16 protein-coding genes and 2 tRNA genes are annotated in these 17,947 nt (G+C 64.0%); 13 read left to right on the forward strand and 5 right to left on the reverse strand.

Translation table 11 applies throughout. The annotated features are described in order from the left end of the window. Positions 1–92: 92 nt before the first annotated feature. Entirely contained in the window at positions 93–1,796 is a 1,704-nt protein-coding gene (ilvD, locus tag ACX80Z_RS00430) for a dihydroxy-acid dehydratase (RefSeq protein WP_024476193.1), read from the reverse strand. A 116-nt stretch (positions 1,797–1,912) separates the two neighbouring features. On the opposite strand from ilvD, the gene ACX80Z_RS00435 reads away from it, so the two are divergent. Further along, positions 1,913–2,404 (forward strand): hypothetical protein, encoded by a 492-nt coding sequence (locus ACX80Z_RS00435; RefSeq protein ID WP_019481270.1) that lies wholly within the window; start codon positions 1,913–1,915, stop codon positions 2,402–2,404. Between the two features lie 35 nt (positions 2,405–2,439). Here ACX80Z_RS00435 and ACX80Z_RS00440 read toward each other — a convergent pair whose 3' ends face one another. Beyond that, positions 2,440–3,390 carry a 2-hydroxyacid dehydrogenase gene (locus tag ACX80Z_RS00440; RefSeq protein ID WP_459314561.1) on the reverse strand — a complete coding sequence of 317 codons (951 nt, stop codon included), beginning with the start codon at positions 3,388–3,390 and terminating at the stop codon, positions 2,440–2,442. A gap of 115 nt (positions 3,391–3,505) precedes the next feature. On the opposite strand from ACX80Z_RS00440, the gene ACX80Z_RS00445 reads away from it, so the two are divergent. The 4 genes from ACX80Z_RS00445 (at position 3,506) to ACX80Z_RS00460 (ending at position 5,449) form a co-directional block, all read left to right on the forward strand. Further along, positions 3,506–3,637: a hypothetical protein gene (locus ACX80Z_RS00445; RefSeq protein ID WP_019481268.1), complete on the forward strand. Its 132-nt coding sequence runs from the start codon at positions 3,506–3,508 to the stop codon at positions 3,635–3,637. 6 nt (positions 3,638–3,643) lie between these two features. After that, positions 3,644–4,741 (forward strand): PQQ-dependent sugar dehydrogenase, encoded by a 1,098-nt coding sequence (locus ACX80Z_RS00450; protein WP_459314562.1) that lies wholly within the window; start codon positions 3,644–3,646, stop codon positions 4,739–4,741. Positions 4,742–4,831: 90 nt separating this feature from the next. Then, a tRNA-Lys gene (locus ACX80Z_RS00455) sits at positions 4,832–4,907 on the forward strand. Between the two features lie 113 nt (positions 4,908–5,020). After that, entirely contained in the window at positions 5,021–5,449 is a 429-nt protein-coding gene (locus ACX80Z_RS00460; RefSeq protein ID WP_459314563.1) for a hypothetical protein, read from the forward strand. Positions 5,450–5,496: 47 nt separating this feature from the next. Here the strand turns inward: ACX80Z_RS00460 and ACX80Z_RS00465 are convergent, their stop codons facing one another. Continuing rightward, entirely contained in the window at positions 5,497–6,006 is a 510-nt protein-coding gene (locus ACX80Z_RS00465; RefSeq protein WP_459314564.1) for a MarR family winged helix-turn-helix transcriptional regulator, read from the reverse strand. Positions 6,007–6,147: 141 nt separating this feature from the next. On the opposite strand from ACX80Z_RS00465, the gene bcp reads away from it, so the two are divergent. The 7 genes from bcp to ACX80Z_RS00500 all read left to right on the forward strand — a co-directional run bounded on the left by bcp (position 6,148) and on the right by ACX80Z_RS00500 (position 15,295). Then, positions 6,148–6,618, forward strand: coding sequence for a thioredoxin-dependent thiol peroxidase (gene bcp, locus ACX80Z_RS00470; protein WP_024476198.1), 471 nt, complete (start codon positions 6,148–6,150; stop codon positions 6,616–6,618). A gap of 57 nt (positions 6,619–6,675) precedes the next feature. Then, positions 6,676–6,760 (forward strand) — tRNA-Leu (locus ACX80Z_RS00475). A gap of 364 nt (positions 6,761–7,124) precedes the next feature. Then, entirely contained in the window at positions 7,125–7,829 is a 705-nt protein-coding gene (locus ACX80Z_RS00480; protein ID WP_019481246.1) for a fasciclin domain-containing protein, read from the forward strand. A 211-nt stretch (positions 7,830–8,040) separates the two neighbouring features. Beyond that, a complete protein-coding gene (locus ACX80Z_RS00485) occupies positions 8,041–9,768 on the forward strand; it encodes an ABC transporter substrate-binding protein (RefSeq protein ID WP_459314565.1) in 1,728 nt (575 codons plus the stop codon). 90 nt (positions 9,769–9,858) lie between these two features. Then, a complete protein-coding gene (locus ACX80Z_RS00490) occupies positions 9,859–11,361 on the forward strand; it encodes a malate:quinone oxidoreductase (RefSeq protein WP_024476201.1) in 1,503 nt (500 codons plus the stop codon). A gap of 49 nt (positions 11,362–11,410) precedes the next feature. Continuing rightward, positions 11,411–14,572: an efflux RND transporter permease subunit gene (locus ACX80Z_RS00495; RefSeq protein WP_459314566.1), complete on the forward strand. Its 3,162-nt coding sequence runs from the start codon at positions 11,411–11,413 to the stop codon at positions 14,570–14,572. Positions 14,573–14,734: 162 nt separating this feature from the next. Continuing rightward, positions 14,735–15,295 carry a MarR family winged helix-turn-helix transcriptional regulator gene (locus ACX80Z_RS00500; RefSeq protein WP_459314567.1) on the forward strand — a complete coding sequence of 187 codons (561 nt, stop codon included), beginning with the start codon at positions 14,735–14,737 and terminating at the stop codon, positions 15,293–15,295. On the opposite strand, the gene ACX80Z_RS00505 is transcribed toward ACX80Z_RS00500, so the two are convergent. Further along, positions 15,289–16,092, reverse strand: coding sequence for a transglutaminase-like domain-containing protein (locus ACX80Z_RS00505; protein WP_019481241.1), 804 nt, complete (start codon positions 16,090–16,092; stop codon positions 15,289–15,291). The genes ACX80Z_RS00500 and ACX80Z_RS00505 overlap by 7 nt on opposite strands. A 104-nt stretch (positions 16,093–16,196) precedes the next feature. On the opposite strand from ACX80Z_RS00505, the gene ACX80Z_RS00510 reads away from it, so the two are divergent. Then, positions 16,197–17,114 carry an oxidoreductase gene (locus ACX80Z_RS00510; protein ID WP_024476203.1) on the forward strand — a complete coding sequence of 306 codons (918 nt, stop codon included), beginning with the start codon at positions 16,197–16,199 and terminating at the stop codon, positions 17,112–17,114. A 13-nt stretch (positions 17,115–17,127) separates the two neighbouring features. Here ACX80Z_RS00510 and ACX80Z_RS00515 read toward each other — a convergent pair whose 3' ends face one another. Beyond that, complete coding sequence (locus tag ACX80Z_RS00515) at positions 17,128–17,910, reverse strand: hypothetical protein (protein WP_459314568.1); 783 nt, start codon at positions 17,908–17,910, stop codon at positions 17,128–17,130. Between the last annotated feature and the right edge of the window lie 37 nt (positions 17,911–17,947).

A 17,947-nucleotide genomic window follows, 5' to 3' on the forward strand; every position in this document is an offset into this window, starting at 1 on the left:
TTTTCAACTATTTTTCAGCACCGGAATTCAGGCACCGCAGACCCAGTCCCGGACCACCCCTCCCAAGTGTGGGAGGGGTGGTCCGGGAGGGGTTAGCCGCAGTACGCGCCCTCGGAGGCCGAGTGCACCAGCTTGGCGTACTTCGCGAGCACTCCCTTGGTGTAGATCGCCGGGAGCGGCTCCCAGCCGACCTTCCGGCTTTCGAGTTCGGCTTCGTCCACCAGCAGGTCAAAGCTCTTGTTGGGGATGTCGATACGGATCCGGTCGCCGTCCTTCACGAAGGCGATGGGTCCGCCGTCGACCGCTTCTGGTGCCACGTGCCCAATGCACAGGCCCGTGGTGCCACCGGAGAACCGGCCGTCGGTCAGCAGCAGCACATCCTTGCCGAGGCCCGCGCCCTTGATCGCGCCGGTGATTGCGAGCATTTCGCGCATCCCCGGGCCACCCTTGGGTCCCTCGTAACGGATGACGACGACGTCGCCGGCCTTCACGACGCCGTCGGCGAGCGCCTTCAGCGCACCTTGTTCCCGCTCGAAGACGCGGGCAGTTCCTTCGAAGACCTCGGCGTCGAACCCTGCGGTCTTGACGACTGCACCTTCAGGAGCCAGCGAGCCCTTGACGATGGTGATGCCCCCGCTGGCGTGGATCGGGTTGTCCATGGCGCGAAGGATCTTGCCATCGAGGTCCGGCGGATTGATCGACGCGAGGTTCTCGGCCAGAGTCTTGCCGGTGACGGTCAGGACGTCCCCGTGCAGCAGCCCGGCGTCGAGCAGCGCCCGCATGATGACCGGCACGCCTCCCACCTTGTCGACGTCGGTCATCACGTAACGGCCGAACGGCTTCAGGTCGCCCAGATGCGGGATTTTGTCACCGATGCGGTTGAAGTCATCGAGCGTCAGCTCAACTTCGGCTTCACGCGCAATCGCCAGCAGGTGAAGCACGGCATTGGTGGACCCGCCGAAAGCCATGGTGACGGCAATAGCGTTCTCGAACGCCTTGCGGGTCATGATGTCCCGCGCGGTGATTCCGAGGCGCAGGAGGTTGACCACTGCCTCACCCGACTTGCGGGCAAAATCATCACGACGGCGATCGGCCGACGGCGGCGCGGCCGATCCTGGCAGCGACATGCCCAGGGCCTCGCCGATGCAGGCCATGGTGTTGGCCGTGTACATGCCGCCACAGGCGCCTTCGCCGGGGCAGACTGCCTTCTCGATGCGGGTGAGGTCTTCTTCGCTCATCTTGCCGGCGGCGCAGGCGCCCACCGCCTCGAAGGCGTCAATCAGTGTGACTTCCCGCTCGGTGCCGTCTTCCAGTTTCACCCAGCCCGGCATGATCGAACCGCCGTAGAGGAAGACGCTCGCGAGGTTCAATCGTGCTGCGGCCATCAGCATGCCAGGCAGCGACTTGTCGCAGCCGGCCAGCAGGACCGAACCGTCAATCCGCTCGGCCTCCATGACGGTCTCCACCGAATCGGCGATCACCTCACGCGAGACCAGCGAGAAGTGCATCCCGGAGTGGCCCATTGAAATGCCGTCGGACACGGAGATGGTGCCGAACTGCATCGGGAACCCGCCGCCCGCATGAACGCCTTCCTTGGCGCACTGGGCGAGCCGGTTCAGTGACAGGTTGCAGGGAGTAATCTCGTTCCACGAACTTGCGACGCCAATTTGCGGCTTCGCAAAGTCGTCGTCGCCCATGCCGACCGCACGGAGCATTCCGCGGGCTGGCGCCCGCTCAAATCCATCAGTGACGGCCCGGCTTCGCGGCTTAATATCAGGGGTATTTTCCAGGCTCATGGGTCAAAGTCTAGGCGTACCCGCATTCCCCGCAATGCCATATGACCACCCTGTTACGGGACGCGGGAGTCACGCGGACTCTCGTCATCGGAGCTATGGCACGTAAACTCGGTCCTATGTCGACGCCTCCATCGGACCCTGACCCGCCAGAAGTGACCGACAAAGCCCCTGATAGCGACCAGCTCAAGGATGATCTGCGAAAAGTCTTCGACTCGCAGATCCCCAACTACGGCGATTACAACCTGGTCTTTGCTGCCAATGAGCGCTACAAACAACGGGAATCCGATGGCGCCCGTGTCACTATGCCGAAATATTACGTACTAGGCTACCGCTGGCAACCAACCGAAATCATGATCGCTCCTGTCGACTCGCATACGCTGGCGGGCACCGGCATCCCCGTGGAAATCAACATGACCAACCTCTCGCATGCCCACCGTCTGGCCAGCGGTCACTACGAAGTAGGCACCAGCACCGGAAAGACATTCCAGTTCGGCGTGCAACCGGAGGCGCGCTTCAGTTCAGGTCCGCACTCACAGCTGGTGATCGATCAACGCGACGATCATCAGGACTTCGACGCGTTTATGGCCGCCTTCATCGCGATGGCCTAGCACCCAAACTCCAGGGCACCCGCCGTCGGGAACCGTTAGCGGTAGAGGGATCCGCGCTGCACCAGGTTGGTTGGCTCCTCGCCGGCAGCAAAGCTGACCAGCTGGCGCCGCAACAACTTGATCATTCGCGGCCAGAATGCGCCGGTGTTGCCGCCGCTGTGGGGTGTGATCAGCGCCCCGGACGCCGACCACAGGGGGTGTCCCTCGGGGACGGGCTCCGGATCGAACACATCGAGAGCCGCCGACAGGCGCCCGGCAATCACTTCCGCCGTCAGAGCCTCGCTATCCACCACCGCGCCGCGGGCCACGTTAACGACCAGTGCGCCATCGGGCATCGCTGCCAGCACTTCGGCGTTGATCAGCCCTCGGGTCGCATCGGTGAGTGGTGTGATGACGATCAGCACTTCGGCTTCCCCTGCGAGCGTCACCAACTCGTCGCTGCCGTGCACGTGCCCCCATTCGTCGTCGCGGGCTGAACTGCCGACCCGGGTCAGCTCCACCTCGAACGGCTCAAGACGCCGGGCAATCTCGACGCCGATTCCTCCGACGCCCACCAGCAGCACCTTGCGGTCGGCGAGGCCGAGATAGCGGCCGGGCCGCCACTGACCCAGAGTCTGGTTGCGGACGGCGTCGTCAATGCCTCGGAGCGAGGCGATTGTGAGGCCAACCGCGAGCTCAGCGGTCGCGGCGGCGTGGACGCCCGCGGCGCTGGTAACGGCGACGTCGTCGCCCACCAACTCGGGGATACCCTCGTAGCCAGTGGATTGGGTGTGTACCAGCAGCAGGTTCGGCGCGCTCTTGACTGCAGCACCGAAAGTCTCGGGCGAGGACATGTAAGGCAATACGGCGGCGTCAATCTCTGCCAGATCTGCACCCACCGGATCCGCGTCGAAGTCCCACACCACCACCGAGATTCCATCCGGCGCTGGCTGCAGCGCATCGAGCATTTCAACACTGGGCACCGAAACTGTCTTGATCCTGTCCATCCCGAAAGCCTAACGTCCAGTTGCGGCCAGCGCCCTCCACGGCTGTGGACACTCGCGCGGGTTGGTCGTAACGTCGAAGGCGGTGGGTGTCCACCAGGTGCGTAAGGATCGTGTCATGGACGTAGTTTTCTGGGTGCTGCTGATCGTCGTCATTGTTGGCGCTGTCTGGTGGTTCCGCTTCCGGAGCGCGCCCGACGACGTCGATACCCACCCGCGCACTGATCCGCCGGCCAGCCGGAAGGATTAGACCATTTTGGCGAGCACCCGACGGCTACCGTCCGCTCTGGCAACCGCCGTCGTCGTGCTTCTGTCCCTTGCAGCGTGCACGGCTGGTGAGCCCAGCCCAATTGTCGGCGGCAGTCCGGCGACAGCGCCAGCGACTGAACCGGAACCTATCCGGCTTCCCGAACTCTCCCCCGGCGACCTTCGCGCGGAAGGGCTCAACGTCCCGTGGGCGCTGGCCACGCTGCCCGACGGATCGCTGCTGGTCACCGAACGCGAGACCGGGGAGATCAAACGGGTGGCCGACGGCGAGACAACTACCGTCGGAACCCTCGGCGCCGAGGTCGCAGCAGCCGGTGAAGGCGGCTTGCTGGGGCTGGCCATCGGCCCAGACTTTGACACGGACCCCAGATTGTTCGTGTTCTACACCGGCCCGACCGACAACCGGATTTCCAGCCTCACCTACAGCGAGGAGGGCCTCGGCCAGCCCGAAGAGGTGCTGACCGGTCTGCCGAAGGCTCATATCCACAACGGCGGACGGATCAAATTCGGCCCTGACGGCTACCTGTATGTGGGCACCGGCGACGCCGCTCAGGCGGACGCCGCACAGGATCCTGACAGCCTGGCCGGCAAGATCCTCCGAATCACCAGCGACGGCGAGCCGGCGCCTGGCAACCCCATTGACGGGTCGCCCGTCTACAGCCTCGGACACCGCAATGTGCAGGGCCTCGCCTGGGATTCAGCCGACCGGTTGTGGGCCAGCGAATTTGGTCCCGAGGTCGACGACGAGCTGAACCTCATCGAGCCCGGCGGGAATTACGGGTGGCCGGCAGTCACTGGCGCCCCCGGAGTAGCCGATTTCATCGACGCCCAGGTGGTGTGGCCCTCTACCGCCACCTCATCCCCAAGTGGAATGGCAATCGTCGATGACATTGCCTATATCGGCGGACTACGCGGAGAGAGGCTGTGGCAGGTGCCGCTGCTGGCGGGGGCCGCCCTCGCGCCGGTCAGCCACTTCGACGGCGAATACGGACGGCTACGCGATGTAATCCAGGGAACGGACGGAGAACTACTGATCGCCACCAACGAGGGCACCGAATCGCGGGTGATCACCGTCGACGCCTCGTAGCCGCCCGGCAAAGAACCAATTTCAGGTTTCAGCAGAAGTGCTGGTAGAGTTTCATGCTGTTGCGGTTGGCCCGATGGGCCCAGTCAACATGCACCTCTAGCTCAATTGGCAGAGCATCTGACTCTTAATCAGAGGGTTTCGGGTTCAAGTCCCGAGGGGTGCACCACCACTAAACCGTCTGATCGGCAGCACCGCCGATCAGACGGTTTTTTGTACCAGTTTGGTAGCGATTTTTCGCTCACTCTTCCCCTCCTTGCTCGCCCGCAGTAGCTTGGCGGCATGGAAGGGATGCCATCCCTCGGGGAAATACACACCGGAGAAATGAACCGGCGGGTGGCACGCGGTCGCTGGGCATCGATTGCCGCAGAATTCGGCATGCTCACCGGGCCCGAGGTCGACGCAAAGGTGGGCCCAAATTCCCCGCCAGCCGGATGCCTCGCAGCGAAACGACAGATCCTGGGGGTGGTTACCCGAGCAGGGCGGGTCCTCTATCCGGGGTTCCAGTTTGATCCCGAGTCTGGCCGGGCCCGACCCATGATTGCCGTCATCGCCTCGATTGGTCTTGCCGGCGGCTGGAAGGATCGGCACCTACTCCAGTGGTTCTGCTCACCCAACGGGTATCTCAGCGGCGACCGACCAGTTGACATTCTCGATGACCCAAACCGTCTCATCTTCGCTGCGCACAGCGACCTGGACCTCGTCTGGTGAATGACTGGTGAAGGGCCGAGTCCTTGGTCCGTCGGTCGTCGGTCGTCCTAGTTGTTTGACGGCAGCGGGCCGTCGGTGCCCGATGCGGTGGGAACCGTCGTGGCCCACCGGGGAGCTCCGAGTTCCCGGATCACACTCTGCAGATGGTCGCGGAGTTCGTCGGAGATCAGGCCCTCACCGGTCACCAGTGTGCGTTCGATATCTTTCGACTGAGAGAGAACGCCAAGGCCAGCGTCCGTTATTGAAACCATATGGCTACGCCGGTCCAGATCATTTCGAGTTCGGGAGACATGCCCCCGAGTTTCCAGCCGTGAAAGTGTCTTTCCCATGGTCTGCGCCTGTACCCGTACTATCTGGGCGAGGTTCGCCTGAGTCATCGGACCTTGACCCTCCAGAACACCCAACGCAATGACTCCGGCGTGGGTGACACCCAGGTTCACCAGCCGTTCATTCCACGCGTGCTCGACCAGGCGGGCAGCAGTGGTCAGCAGTCGGCCGGTGGGCCATTGCTCCAGGTCCGGCATAAAAGAAAGCACTTCCTCTCGCCGCACAGACATGCAGCGTTGATCACGGTAACGCCGACCGGTGTAGTTTCAAACGTATCGACCTTATTTACTTATGATAGCTACGGATTTGCGAAAAGTGTCAGCGCCACCATGGCCGACGCAACTAACAAACAAGCAGAAGGAATACAAATAATGGCTGAACGTCTAATGTCGGGCGAGGTAGCCCCCGATTTCTCCCTGCCCGCAGCCGACGGTTCCACCGTGTCCCTGAAGGACTATGCAGGCTCCAGCGTGGTGGTCTATTTCTATCCGGCGGCTTCCACTCCCGGCTGCACCACCCAGGCATGCGACTTCCGCGACAACCTGGCATCCCTTGCTGCCGCGGGCTACACAGTCCTCGGCATCTCACCCGACAGCGTGGCAAAGCTCCGGAAATTTGCCGATACAGAAGAGCTCACCTTCCCCCTCCTGTCCGACGAAGACCACGCGGTAGCCGAGGCGTGGGGTGCATGGGGTGAAAAGAAAAACTACGGCAAGGTCTACGAAGGCCTGATCCGCTCGACGGTCGTCGTCGGACCCGATGGACTGGTGCAACTACCCCAGTACAACGTCCGCGCCACCGGCCACGTCGCGAAACTTCGGCGAGACCTCGGCGTCCAATAGATTCGCGTACACTGGAGGCTGACGTTTTCGGCAGCTTGTCTGTCCTAGGCGTCGAACGCGCGAGTGGCGGAATTGGCAGACGCGCTGGATTTAGGATCCAGTGTCTTCGGACGTGAGGGTTCAAGTCCCTTCTTGCGCACCATAGCTATGAGTCGCGACATGGACTACATGCGAGTCGCGACAAAAGAAAACACCCCCCGCTTCGGCTGGGGGTGTTTTCTTTTGTCTGGGTGACCCGCTCGACGCGAGATTCGTCATCCCCACCCGGGCCGACACAGTTTCCCACCCCGGCAGGCCGCTCCACGGTGGGACCTGGGTCACATTGGGCCTCGGGAATCGCCGACCTTGCGCGGTCTTTACCCGGTGTAGAAAATTTCAGGAATCGCCACCCATCCTCGCTCCGAACACGACCGAAGTACCTATGAGACATCGACACGATGTGTTCGACAAGTTAGTTAGCTGATCGGCAGAGTACGCCCGGTCACACCAATGAAGGAGAAAATCCAATGGGAAACATCAAGAGCCGTAAGCTCTCCATCCTCGGTGTTGCTGCAGTGGCCATGTTCGGCCTCGCAGCATGCGGTGGCGGCGACACCGCAACTGAGTCCACCGGGGAAATGACCAGCGAGGAAATGACCACTACCGAAGCCGCTCCCGAAGCAACTGAGTCGGCAATGGAAGAGGAAATGGGCGAAGACATGGACCCAGCCGCAAACCTGGTTGGCCCAGGTTGCGCCGGCTACGCCGAGCAGGTTCCAGACGGCGACGGCTCGGTTGCCGGCATGGCCCTGGATCCAGTAGCAACAGCTGCGTCGAACAACCCGATCCTCACCACGCTGACCGCAGCCGTCACCGGCGAACTGAACCCAGATGTCGACCTCGTTGACACCCTGAACGGCGACGAGTTCACCGTCTTCGCACCGACCGATGATGCCTTCGCGAAGATCGACGAAGAGACCATCGCGGCTCTCCAGACCGATGCGGACCTCCTCACCGGCATCCTGACCTACCACGTAGTCCCCGGCCAGCTGTCCCCGGATGAGGTCGCCGGAACCCACACCACCGTCAACGGTGCAGAGCTGACCGTTGAAGGCATGGGCGACGAAATCACTGTCGGCGACGACGCTTCAGCAGTAGTCTGCGGTGGCGTAATGACCCAGAACGCAACCGTGTACATGGTCGACACCGTTCTGATGCCTCCTAGCGAGTAATTGACTCCCTGCTTCGAATCCTCTAACTCGAAACAGGGCGACAAAGGCTGGGATCCTGAACACCTTACGGTGCTCAGGGTCCCAGCCTTTCCTCGTATCCGGGGTTTGCTGGGGGATGACCGCTGGCGCCTGTCCGAACACCACTGGGATCATCATTTAGACTGGGAAACCTAAACAATTTCCGCCGTGTGCGGGTACGGCTGAGGAGACAATGGCAATGACCGCTGCTGCCAGGCACTCCGGTTGGGCCCGCGTGGCGCTGAGTGCCGTTGCGGTCTCCCTCTGCCTGACGGTTGCTGGCTGCACCGGGGCAACGCCCTTGCCGACGACGACGTCGTCGACTCCTGCACCCTCCCAAACCAATCCCGCCCAGGACCCCGACGCGGTCTTCACGTTCGGCACCGCCGCTGATCCGATCGGGCTGGACCCGGCCCTGGTGGCCGACACCGAGTCATACCGAATCACCCGGCAGATTCTCGAGGGCCTGGTGGGCATCGATCCGCTCACCTCCGAGCCCGTCCCGCAGCTCGCTGCCTCCTGGGATGAGCGGGAGGACGGCCGGGCCTACGCATTCACCCTCCGCGAGGACGTCGAATTCCACGATGGTGTGCCGTTCAACGCCCAGGCAGTCTGCGCGAACTTCGACCGCTGGTACACGCTCCCCCCGGAGACGCGCCCCTCGGACGGAACCGTCGCCTTCGGCTCGGTCTTCAACGCCTACTCGGACTCCCCCGAGCTATCCGTCTACTCCTCCTGCCAGCCCCTGGGCGAGTTCGAGGTGTTGATCCGGCTCAATAGCCGCCTGACAGGGTTCATCCCCGCCCTGGCGATGCCCTCCTTCGCGATGTCCTCACCCCGGGCGCTTGAGGAACTCGCCGCCGATGAGCTGACCGAGGAGGTCAACGACATAGCGGTGTCGCAGTACGCGCTCAGCCCTGTCGGCACCGGACCCTACACCTTCGAAAGTTGGGAACCGGGGGAAGTGCGGTTGTCCTCCTATGAGAATTACTGGGGGGCCCGGGGCGAGATCGGCACCGTCGTGTTCACCACCCTCCCCCTCCCCGATGATCGGCTGGAAGCACTCAACACCGGACAGATCGACGCCTACGACTTCGTTACAGTCGACAACGCCGGCGCCCTGGTCAGGGAAGGCCAACAGCTGCTCCAGCGCGACCCCTATTCCATCCTGTATCTCGGGATGAACCAGGACTTCCCCGGTGTGGACAGTCTGCTGTTCCGCCAGGCCGTAGCCCACGCCATCGACAAACAGGCCATGATCGATGGGCAGTTCCTGAACGGCACGGCGCCCGCCGATGAGTTTGTCCCGCCCAAGCTGGCGGTCACCAATGACGAGATCACCCGCTACGACTACGACGTCGAACTGGCCCAGGAGTTGCTGGCGGAATCCGGGTACGACGGCGAACCTCTGCCCTTCCACTACCCGACCGACGTCTCACGCCCCTATCTGCCGGCACCTGAGGGGGTGTTCGCTGTCCTCCAAACGCAGCTCGAAGAGGCCGGTTTCACTATTGACCCGGTGCCCACCGCCTGGGCCGATGGTTACCTTGAGGCCTTACAGAACGACGAGGAGCGCGCGTTCCACCTCCTCGGCTGGAGCGGAACCTACCAGGACCCCGACAACTTTATCGGCCAGCTTTTCGGCGCAACCACCGTCGAGTTTGCCTTCGAAGACAACCAGCTCTTTAGCAAAATTGACCGGGCCCGCACCCTTCCCGACGGCGACGACCGGGTGGCCGCCTACCAGGACATCAGCGACCAGCTGGCCCGGCGGCTACCAGCGGTTCCCCTCGCCTTCCCCATCTCTGCCCTGGCAGTCTCGGAGCGGGTAGCAAACTACCCCGTCAGCCCCGTGATGAACGAAGTGTTCAACCTGGTTGACCTGACCGACGTCGAGCTGGAAGCCACCGGGAGCGACTGATGACCTGCCACCCCCGCCACGACGGCGGACCAATTACCCAAGGAACCCACCAGACGCTACGCTCAATGCTAAGCGCCCTCGCCACTGGAGATGAAGTTGACTGCTAAGAACCAGGCGGAAATTCCCGCGGAACACACCGACGTCGTCCTGATCGGTGGAGGAATCATGAGCGCCACCCTTGGCGCCTTCCTCAAACAGCTGCAGCCTGACTGGAGCATCTCACTATTCGAGCGCCTCGACCGGGCCGGGCTGGAAAGCTCCGACCCGTGGAACAACGCCGGGACCGGCCACGCGGCACTCTGCGAACTGAATTACACCCCGGCAGGCCCGGATGGGACAGTTGACCCGGCCAAGGCCGTCGCCATCAACGAGCAGTTCCAGGTGTCACGCCAGTTCTGGGCCCACATGGTGGAAAGCGGCCATCTGGGTGATCCGTCCGGATTCATCAACCCCGTGCCGCACATGAGCTTCGTCTGGGGCGAAAAGAACACCGCCTACCTGCGCAAGCGCTACGAAGCCCTGCGGAGCCAGCCCCTCTTCGAAACCATTGAGCACGCCGAGGACCCCTCGGCCATCGCCGACTGGGCGCCGCTGCTGATGAGCGGCCGGACCGCTGGCCAGCCGGTGGCAGCCTCACGCGTGGCCGGCGGGACCGACGTCGACTTCGGGTCCCTGACCCGCGGCCTGACCAGTTACCTCGAAGCCAACGGCGTCGACCTCAACTACAACCACGACGTCGCCGATCTCTCCCGCGGCTCGAAAGGCCGCTGGGAAGTCAAGGTCCGCAACCGCGCTACCGGACAGGCCCGCACCGTCAACGCGCGCTTCGTCTTCATCGGGGCCGGCGGCGGGGCACTGCACCTGCTGCAACGCACCGGCATTCCCGAGGGCAAGGGATTTGCGGGCTTCCCCGTCTCGGGTCAGTTCCTGAAGTGCGGCGATCCGGACATCGTCAACCAGCACAACGCCAAGGTCTACGGCCAGGCGTCGGTCGGCGCACCACCCATGTCGGTGCCGCACCTGGACACCCGGTATGTCAATGGCGAACGGTCGCTATTGTTCGGCCCCTATGCCGGGTTCTCCACCAAGTTCCTCAAGCGTGGCTCGTTCTTCGACCTGCCCGGGTCCATCCGGCCGTCGAACCTGGTGCCCATGCTGGCCGTGGCCAAGGACAACGTGCCGCTGACCAAGTACCTGATCTCCGAGGTGCTGAAGAACCGGGACGCGAAAAACACCTATCTCAACGAATTCATCCCCGACGCCGACGGCGACAAATGGGACCTGATCACCGCCGGGCAGCGCGTCCAGATCATCAAGAAGGCTCCGGGCAAGGGCGGGGTGCTGCAGTTCGGCACCGAGGTCATCACTGCAGCCGACGGATCGGTCGGAGCACTGCTGGGGGCCTCCCCCGGTGCTTCCACCGCCGCGCCGATCATGCTCGAGATCCTGAAGCGCTGTTTCCCAGCCCAGCTTCCGGGTTGGGAGCCGAAGCTCAAAGACATGATCCCCGGCTACGGTGTGAAGCTCAATGAGAACTCCTCGCTCGCCGCTGACATCCTGTCCCGTACCGACCGGGTGCTGAAACTCCAGTAACCATCGCCAGAGCCGTCGACCCGGCCGGCAGAAGTAGAAGGCGCGGCACATGTTCCGTCTGGCTCAACTTTCCCTGGGAAACCGTGCACTGATTGCGCTGATCACCATTCTGGCGTCGGTGTTCGGTGTGATCACGATGGGCTCCCTCAAACAGGAGCTCATCCCGTCACTGGAGTTTCCGCAGATCACCGTGCTGTCGTCGGTCCCCGGCGCCTCACCGGAATACCTCGACCAGCAGGTGAGCGAACCGCTGGAGACCGCGCTTAGCGGCGTGGAGGGGCTCGAGTCGTCGTCGGCCACGTCCCGTACCGGGGTCTCTACCATCAACCTGATGTTCGCCTACGGCACCGACCTCGACCGCGCGCGCGGCCAGGTGGACCGGGCGATCTCGACGGTGCGGCCCCTCCTGCCCGAGGACGTCTCGCCGCAGTCCTTGGCCGGGAGTATCGCCGACCTCCCAATCGTGTTCATGGCCGTCTCTTCCGATCAGCCGCTGAGCGAGCTGAGCGGCGACCTCAACCGGCTGGCCGTCCCGCGGCTGCAGCAGCTGGAGGGCGTTCGCGCGGCCGAGGTCAGCGGCGGGGCCGGGCAGTACATCTCGATCCTCCCCGACCGGCAGGAACTCGCCGCCAACGACCTCACGGTCGCCGATATCACTGCGGCACTGGAGAACAACGGCGACCTCATCCCGGTGGGGACCCTCGAGGACGGCGACCGTTCCCTCACCATCCAGGCCGGGAGCCCCATCACCTCGCTCGAGGACATCCGCGTGCTGCCCCTCCTGCCGGAGGGCGGCTCCCCCGACGCCGGAGAGACGCCGCCGACGCTCGGCTCCGTCGCCGAGGTGGCAGTGGCCGACGACGACGCCACGTCGGTGACCCGCACCAACGGTATTGAGACTCTCGCCCTGACCGTGACGAAAATCCCTGATGGGGATACGGTCGCGATCTCCAACCTGGTGGAAGAGTTGCTGCCGCAGCTGGAAGCCGAGCTGGGCAACGGCGCCGAAATCACCGTGATCTTTGACCAGGCGCCCTTCATTGAACGCTCCATCAGTGACCTGACCACGGAGGGCATCCTGGGCCTCGGCTTTGCCGTGCTGGTCATTTTGGTGTTCCTGCTGTCGGTGCGGTCCACGCTGGTGACGGCGATCTCGATCCCCCTGTCGCTGTTGATTACGTTCATCGGCCTGTGGGTCACCGGCTACTCGTTGAACATCCTCACGCTGGGCGCCCTGACCATCGCGATCGGGCGGGTGGTGGACGACTCGATTGTGGTCATCGAGAACATCAAACGGCACCTCAGCTATGGCGAGGACAAGCGCGAAGCCATTCTCACCGCCGTCCGTGAAGTGGCCAGCGCGATCACCGCATCAACGCTGATCACCGTCGCGGTGTTCGCACCGATCGCCTTCGTCGGTGACCTGGCGGGTGAACTCTTCAGGCCATTTGCCCTGACCACCACGATCGCGCTGCTGGCTTCCCTGGCGGTGTCGCTCACCATCGTTCCCGTGCTGGCGTACTGGTTCCTGCCAGCCGCGGCATCCGATGTAGACCCGGACCTGGTCCGCAAGCAGGCGCATCAGGCCGAACGAAAATCCTGGCTGCAGCGCGGCTATCTTCCGCTCCTCGGGGCAACCCAGCGGCATCCGGTCTGGACCCTGACGGCCGGTGGCCTTGTCCTCGCAGGCACTGCCGCGATGATCCCCCTCCTCCAGACCAATCTGCTGGGGAACACGGGGCAGAACAGTTTCAGCATCAACCAGACCCTCGAACCGGGTTCCAGCCTGGACACCACTGTTGCTGCCGCTGCGCAGGCCGAGGAAGTGCTCGCTGGCTTTCCCGAGGTGGAGGAGATCCAGGTGACGGTGGGTAACGCGTCCAGTGGTTTCGCCGCCCGACTGTCCGGTGGAACGTCGGTGGCCGCCTTCACGGTGATTACCGCCGAGGACGCCGACCAGGAGCAACTACAGAACGAGGTGAGGCAGGAACTGGAGTCGTTGACCGGCGTCGGGACCTTCGCCCTCGCCACCCAGCAGGGTGGGCTTGGCACCTCAAGCACTATCGATGTGAACATCACGGCACCGGGTCCGGACGAGCTGCAGGCCGCCAATGACGCCGTCGTCGACGCCATGCAAGGCGTCGAGGGCGCCCGCGACGTGACCAGTAACCTCTCCGCAGCCCAACCCCAGGTGCAGATCAGCGTTGACCGGGCCGCCGCCGTCGCCGCCGGGCTCAGCGAAGGGCAGATCGCGGGGTTGCTCGGTGGGAGCATCAGCCCGATCCCCGGCGGACAGGTACGGCTGGAAACCACCGACTACCCGGTACTCATCGGTGAGGGCACCGAGGTGACCAGCCTGGACCAGTTGGAGGAACTCAATCTTCCGACCCCCGAGGGCCCGGTACCGCTGACCTCCGTTGCATCGGTGGTTGAGGTTCAGGTGCCGTTGACCATCACCAGTGCCAACGGGGAACGGACCGCCCAGGTCTCCATCACACCGTCCGGACAGAACCTGGGGGCGCTGACCACCTCGGTGACTGAACGTCTGGAGGGTGTTGAACTCCCTGCGGGAACCACGGCAACCCTGGGTGGAGCATCCGCCGAGCAGGCCGAATCCTTCGCTCAACTGTTCCTCGCCCTGTGGGCGGCCGTGGCGATTGTGTACGTGATCATGGTGGCCACCTTCAAGTCCCTGATCCAGCCGCTGATCCTCCTGGTCTCGGTGCCGTTCGCCGCCACCGGCGCCATTGCCCTCCTCGTCATCACCCAGATTCCGCTGGGGCTGCCGTCCCTGGTTGGCATGTTGATGCTGGTGGGCATCGTGGTGACGAACGCTGTGGTGCTTATTGACCTCATCAATCAGTACCGGCGCCCGCACGACGGAAGTCCGGGCATGAGCGTCGAGGAGGCGATCATCCAGGGTGCCCGGCAGCGACTGCGCCCCATCCTGATGACCGCGCTGGCAACGATCTTCGCACTGACGCCGATGGCCCTCGGCTTCACCGGCGAGGGTGGGTTCATCTCGCAGCCGCTGGCGATCGTGGTGGTGGGCGGTCTGGTCTCCTCCACAGCGCTCACGCTGATCCTGGTACCGGTGTTGTACCGGCTGGTTGAGGGTCGCCGGGAGGCCCGGTTGCAGACCCGGTTGCAGACCCGGTTGCAGACCCGCCGCGACGCGCCCGTCTCAGGGCGACGTGCCCGGGCCCACTGACCAGGATCTGGCTGCCCCACGGGGAACAGAATGCCCGCCGGCCCGGTTGTAACTATTGTGGATGCAGATGCATCTAGTTGGAGGAGGAATCATGCAGAGCGGTATCTTTACGGTGGGTAACGCGTTCCGGAACCTCCGACCTTCCAGCACCGACTCAAAACGATGACCGGACTCACCGTGCCTGAAAAATCTGGGCCTGAAACAACTGGGCCCGAAACAACGTCTGCGGCAACAGTGTCCGAAGCAAGAGTGCCTGAAACAACAGAACCGGCAATCCGGCTGACAGCCGAGGCCTGGGAATCCCTCTTCAGGGCGCAGGTGGCGGTGATGCGCCGGCTACGCAACGACCCGTCGTTCAAGAAACTCGCCATTGGCGAATACGACGTCCTGTTCAACCTCACCCGCTGCCCCACCGGCTGGACCCGCCTGAACGAGTTGAACCGCAGCCTGCTGATCTCGCAGCCGAGCCTGAGCCGCATGGTGGAGCGGCTCGAAGCCAAGGGCCTGGTCCAGCGGAAACAAGCCCCTGACGATCAGCGCGGCGTGATGGTGGCCCTGACCGATGCTGGCCGTGAGCTGCAACGCGAGATTGGCGCCGCGCACGTCCGGGTGATCCACACCCTGCTGGGCCCGATCCTGAAGACCGGGGAGCTGGAACAGTTACTGGAACTCACCCACCGGATCCGCGAGGGCGTCGACGACGCCGAGCGCGCCGACTACTGAAGCTGGATCAGCTCTCCCGGCTGATCGACCGGCAGGGAATCCACCACGGCTGTCACCTCGAGCGTCTCGAGTTGCAGGCTGCCCCCCACGGTGGAGAGGAATGCCGTATCCGAGGCGTCACGGCCGGTAGCGACCCGCAGCAGGGACTCCCGGGGAGCCAGGCCGGTGGCGTCGACGACATGCCAGGCGCCGTCCACCCAGGCCTCAGCCACAGCGTGGAAGTCCATCGGACTCAGTCCGGGCGCATACACCGCGGCGAGCCGGGCCGGAACGTCCTTGGCGCGCAACAGGGAGATCACGAGGTGCGCGTAGTCCCGGCACACGCCACGCCGCCCCAGCAGGGTTTCCACGGCGCCGTCGGTGGGGCGGGACGAACCCGACACGTAGGCGAGTTCCTTGCCTACCCACTCCCGTACCGCGTTAAGCAGTTCCGATCCTGCCAGGGTGCCAAATTCAGCGTACGACGTCGGCAGGAGCCGGTCCGATTCGCAGTAGCGGCTCGGGCGAACGTACCGGATGAGATCCGCTTCAGACGCCGCTTCGGCGGATGCGGTACCCGTGACCGTGGCGCTGTACTCAAGGGAAATGTTCGCCTCACCGTCCACTTTGAGGGTATGAAGCCGCCCACCGTGGATATCCTCCAACTCGCCTGGGACCACCGGTGCGCCATCCACCAGCACCACCAGGTTCTCTTCAAAACTGCTGTACCCGGGGTTTCGCACCGGGGCCAGGGCAAAGACGAGTGACGAAGCGGAACGGGTCCGCGCGATGATGCGGGCAGTCACTGATCGCTGCATGGGGGTACTCCTGATTGAGGGTATGAGGTGCCGGGCGCGGTAGGCCCACGGTGCGGACTCTATGCTGAAAGCTACCACCACGTTAGAACAAGAAAGGCCCCTTAGTGAATTCCACCCACCAGCACCAGATCCAGGACCTTGAGGGTCGCGCCGTCGTGATCACCGGAGCCAACAGCGGTCTGGGCTTGCAGACGGCGATAGCCCTGGCCCGGCGGGGAGCCTCGGTGACGCTCGCCTGCCGGAACGAGGCACGGGGAACTGAAGCCCTAAAGACGGTCAGCTCCCGGGTCCCGGGAGCCACTGTTGACCTGCGGATCCTCGATCTCTCGTCGCTGGCTTCCGTGCGGAGCTTCGCCGCCGGTTGGACCGCACCGCTGGACCTCCTGATCAACAACGCCGGTGTGATGGCCACGCCGAGGATCCTCACCGAGGACGGGTTCGAGCAACAGCTCGGCATCAACCATCTCGGCCACTACGCCCTGACCGGCCTCCTGCTGCCGCGGCTCCGCGAAGCGTCAGCTCCCCGCGTCGTCTCGGTCTCCAGCCTGGCGCACAAGCGGGGCACCATCAACTTCGACGACCTCAATTCCTCCACCAGATACCGCCGGTGGACCGCCTACAGCCAGAGCAAAATAGCCAACCTGTACTTCACCATGGAACTCGACCGGCGTGTCAGGGCCAACGGAGAGCAGCTTCTCGCGGTCGCCGCCCATCCTGGTCTGTCCAATACCAACCTCACGGCTGGCATGGGCACCACACCGGTACTGGACGTGCTGGGCGGTTTCTTCAAACTCTTCGGGCAGTCCGATATCGCCGGTGCCCTGCCGATCCTGCGGGCAGCAACCTCGCCGACGGCGAGCGGTGGGGACTACTCGGGCCCCGATGGTCCAGGCGAAACCAGGGGAAATGCCGTCTTGGTGGCACCAGCACCGCGGGTGCTCGACCCGCTGGTCGCCGGAAGGCTGTGGGAGGTCAGCGCCGCGATGACTGGCGTCACCTTCCCCGATCTTCCTGCTGCCTGAGAAAGAAACCGCGTTATTCCGCCACCTCGAGGGAAGCGATCATGCGCCGAATCTGGGTGAATTGTTCGGCATCGAAGAACTCCTCGGCGTCGGCAATGGTTTCAAACGATGCGGTCCGGGATCCCACCTGCTCGGGGGTCAGGGCTGTCAGCGAGATCGCATCCCCGAAGGAATACAGTCCAACGTGCTCCGGGCCCTGCACTGTGTTGTACAGCGTGCAGGCTACGCCGTCCGCGCCGCCCAGCACATCGGTGACACCGAAGGAACTGAAGAACCGGTAGCCCTCGATCAGCCGGACCACCAGCCGCGGCTCAATCGACTGGTCGGACTCGGCGGTCGACGGCAGATCCACGGGCTGGCTGAGGATCACTGTGTAGGGATTGGCGTCGTCGGGCGCGCAGTCCTCGTCCGTGGGCGTGATGCCCGTGTGCAGTTCAGCCACCGGACGCCCGTCGGCATTCTCGACGGCAACGTGAACTGATTCCGGCTCGAAACCTTCACCGGGATCCTCGATCGGCTCGGCGGTCCAGTCCGGTGGGAGCTCAAAGCTCACCAGGGCCTGAGGGTCGGTGAAGACCTGCCAGTCGTCGTCGGGAGCCGGGCGGTCTGCCACCGTGGGCTTCGGCGCCGGTGGGGTGGTCGCCGGCGCTGCGGAGCTGGGGTCCGACGACGGCGTCGCTGACTGCGCCGGCCGGTCGCCGATTTCCACGCCGGTACACCCGGATGCTGCCAGCGCCACGCTTAGCAACAGGACGCCCGCCGCAGCAATCCGCACTGGTCCCCGTGATCGACTCATCTGATGCGTCCCCTAATCGTCGGTTGCCGGGCCTCTG

The organism is Arthrobacter sp. TMT4-20 (genome assembly GCF_054510775.1).

Excerpts from the sequence above, each read along its gene's own strand:
- ACX80Z_RS00485 (WP_459314565.1), top strand. The coding sequence starts at position 8,041 with ATGGCAATGACCGCTGCTGCCAGGCACTCCGGTTGGGCCCGCGTGGCG.
- ACX80Z_RS00480 (WP_019481246.1), top strand. The coding sequence starts at position 7,125 with ATGGGAAACATCAAGAGCCGTAAGCTCTCCATCCTCGGTGTTGCTGCA.
- ACX80Z_RS00465 (WP_459314564.1), bottom strand. The coding sequence starts at position 6,006 with ATGTCTGTGCGGCGAGAGGAAGTGCTTTCTTTTATGCCGGACCTGGAG.
- ACX80Z_RS00505 (WP_019481241.1), bottom strand. The coding sequence starts at position 16,092 with ATGCAGCGATCAGTGACTGCCCGCATCATCGCGCGGACCCGTTCCGCT.
- ACX80Z_RS00515 (WP_459314568.1), bottom strand. The coding sequence starts at position 17,910 with ATGAGTCGATCACGGGGACCAGTGCGGATTGCTGCGGCGGGCGTCCTG.
- ACX80Z_RS00460 (WP_459314563.1), top strand. The coding sequence starts at position 5,021 with ATGGAAGGGATGCCATCCCTCGGGGAAATACACACCGGAGAAATGAAC.
- ACX80Z_RS00495 (WP_459314566.1), top strand. The coding sequence starts at position 11,411 with ATGTTCCGTCTGGCTCAACTTTCCCTGGGAAACCGTGCACTGATTGCG.
- bcp (WP_024476198.1), top strand. The coding sequence starts at position 6,148 with ATGGCTGAACGTCTAATGTCGGGCGAGGTAGCCCCCGATTTCTCCCTG.
- ACX80Z_RS00445 (WP_019481268.1), top strand. The coding sequence starts at position 3,506 with ATGGACGTAGTTTTCTGGGTGCTGCTGATCGTCGTCATTGTTGGCGCT.
- ACX80Z_RS00440 (WP_459314561.1), bottom strand. The coding sequence starts at position 3,390 with ATGGACAGGATCAAGACAGTTTCGGTGCCCAGTGTTGAAATGCTCGAT.
- ACX80Z_RS00490 (WP_024476201.1), top strand. The coding sequence starts at position 9,859 with ATGAAGTTGACTGCTAAGAACCAGGCGGAAATTCCCGCGGAACACACC.
- ACX80Z_RS00435 (WP_019481270.1), top strand. The coding sequence starts at position 1,913 with ATGTCGACGCCTCCATCGGACCCTGACCCGCCAGAAGTGACCGACAAA.
- ilvD (WP_024476193.1), bottom strand. The coding sequence starts at position 1,796 with ATGAGCCTGGAAAATACCCCTGATATTAAGCCGCGAAGCCGGGCCGTC.
- ACX80Z_RS00500 (WP_459314567.1), top strand. The coding sequence starts at position 14,735 with ATGACCGGACTCACCGTGCCTGAAAAATCTGGGCCTGAAACAACTGGG.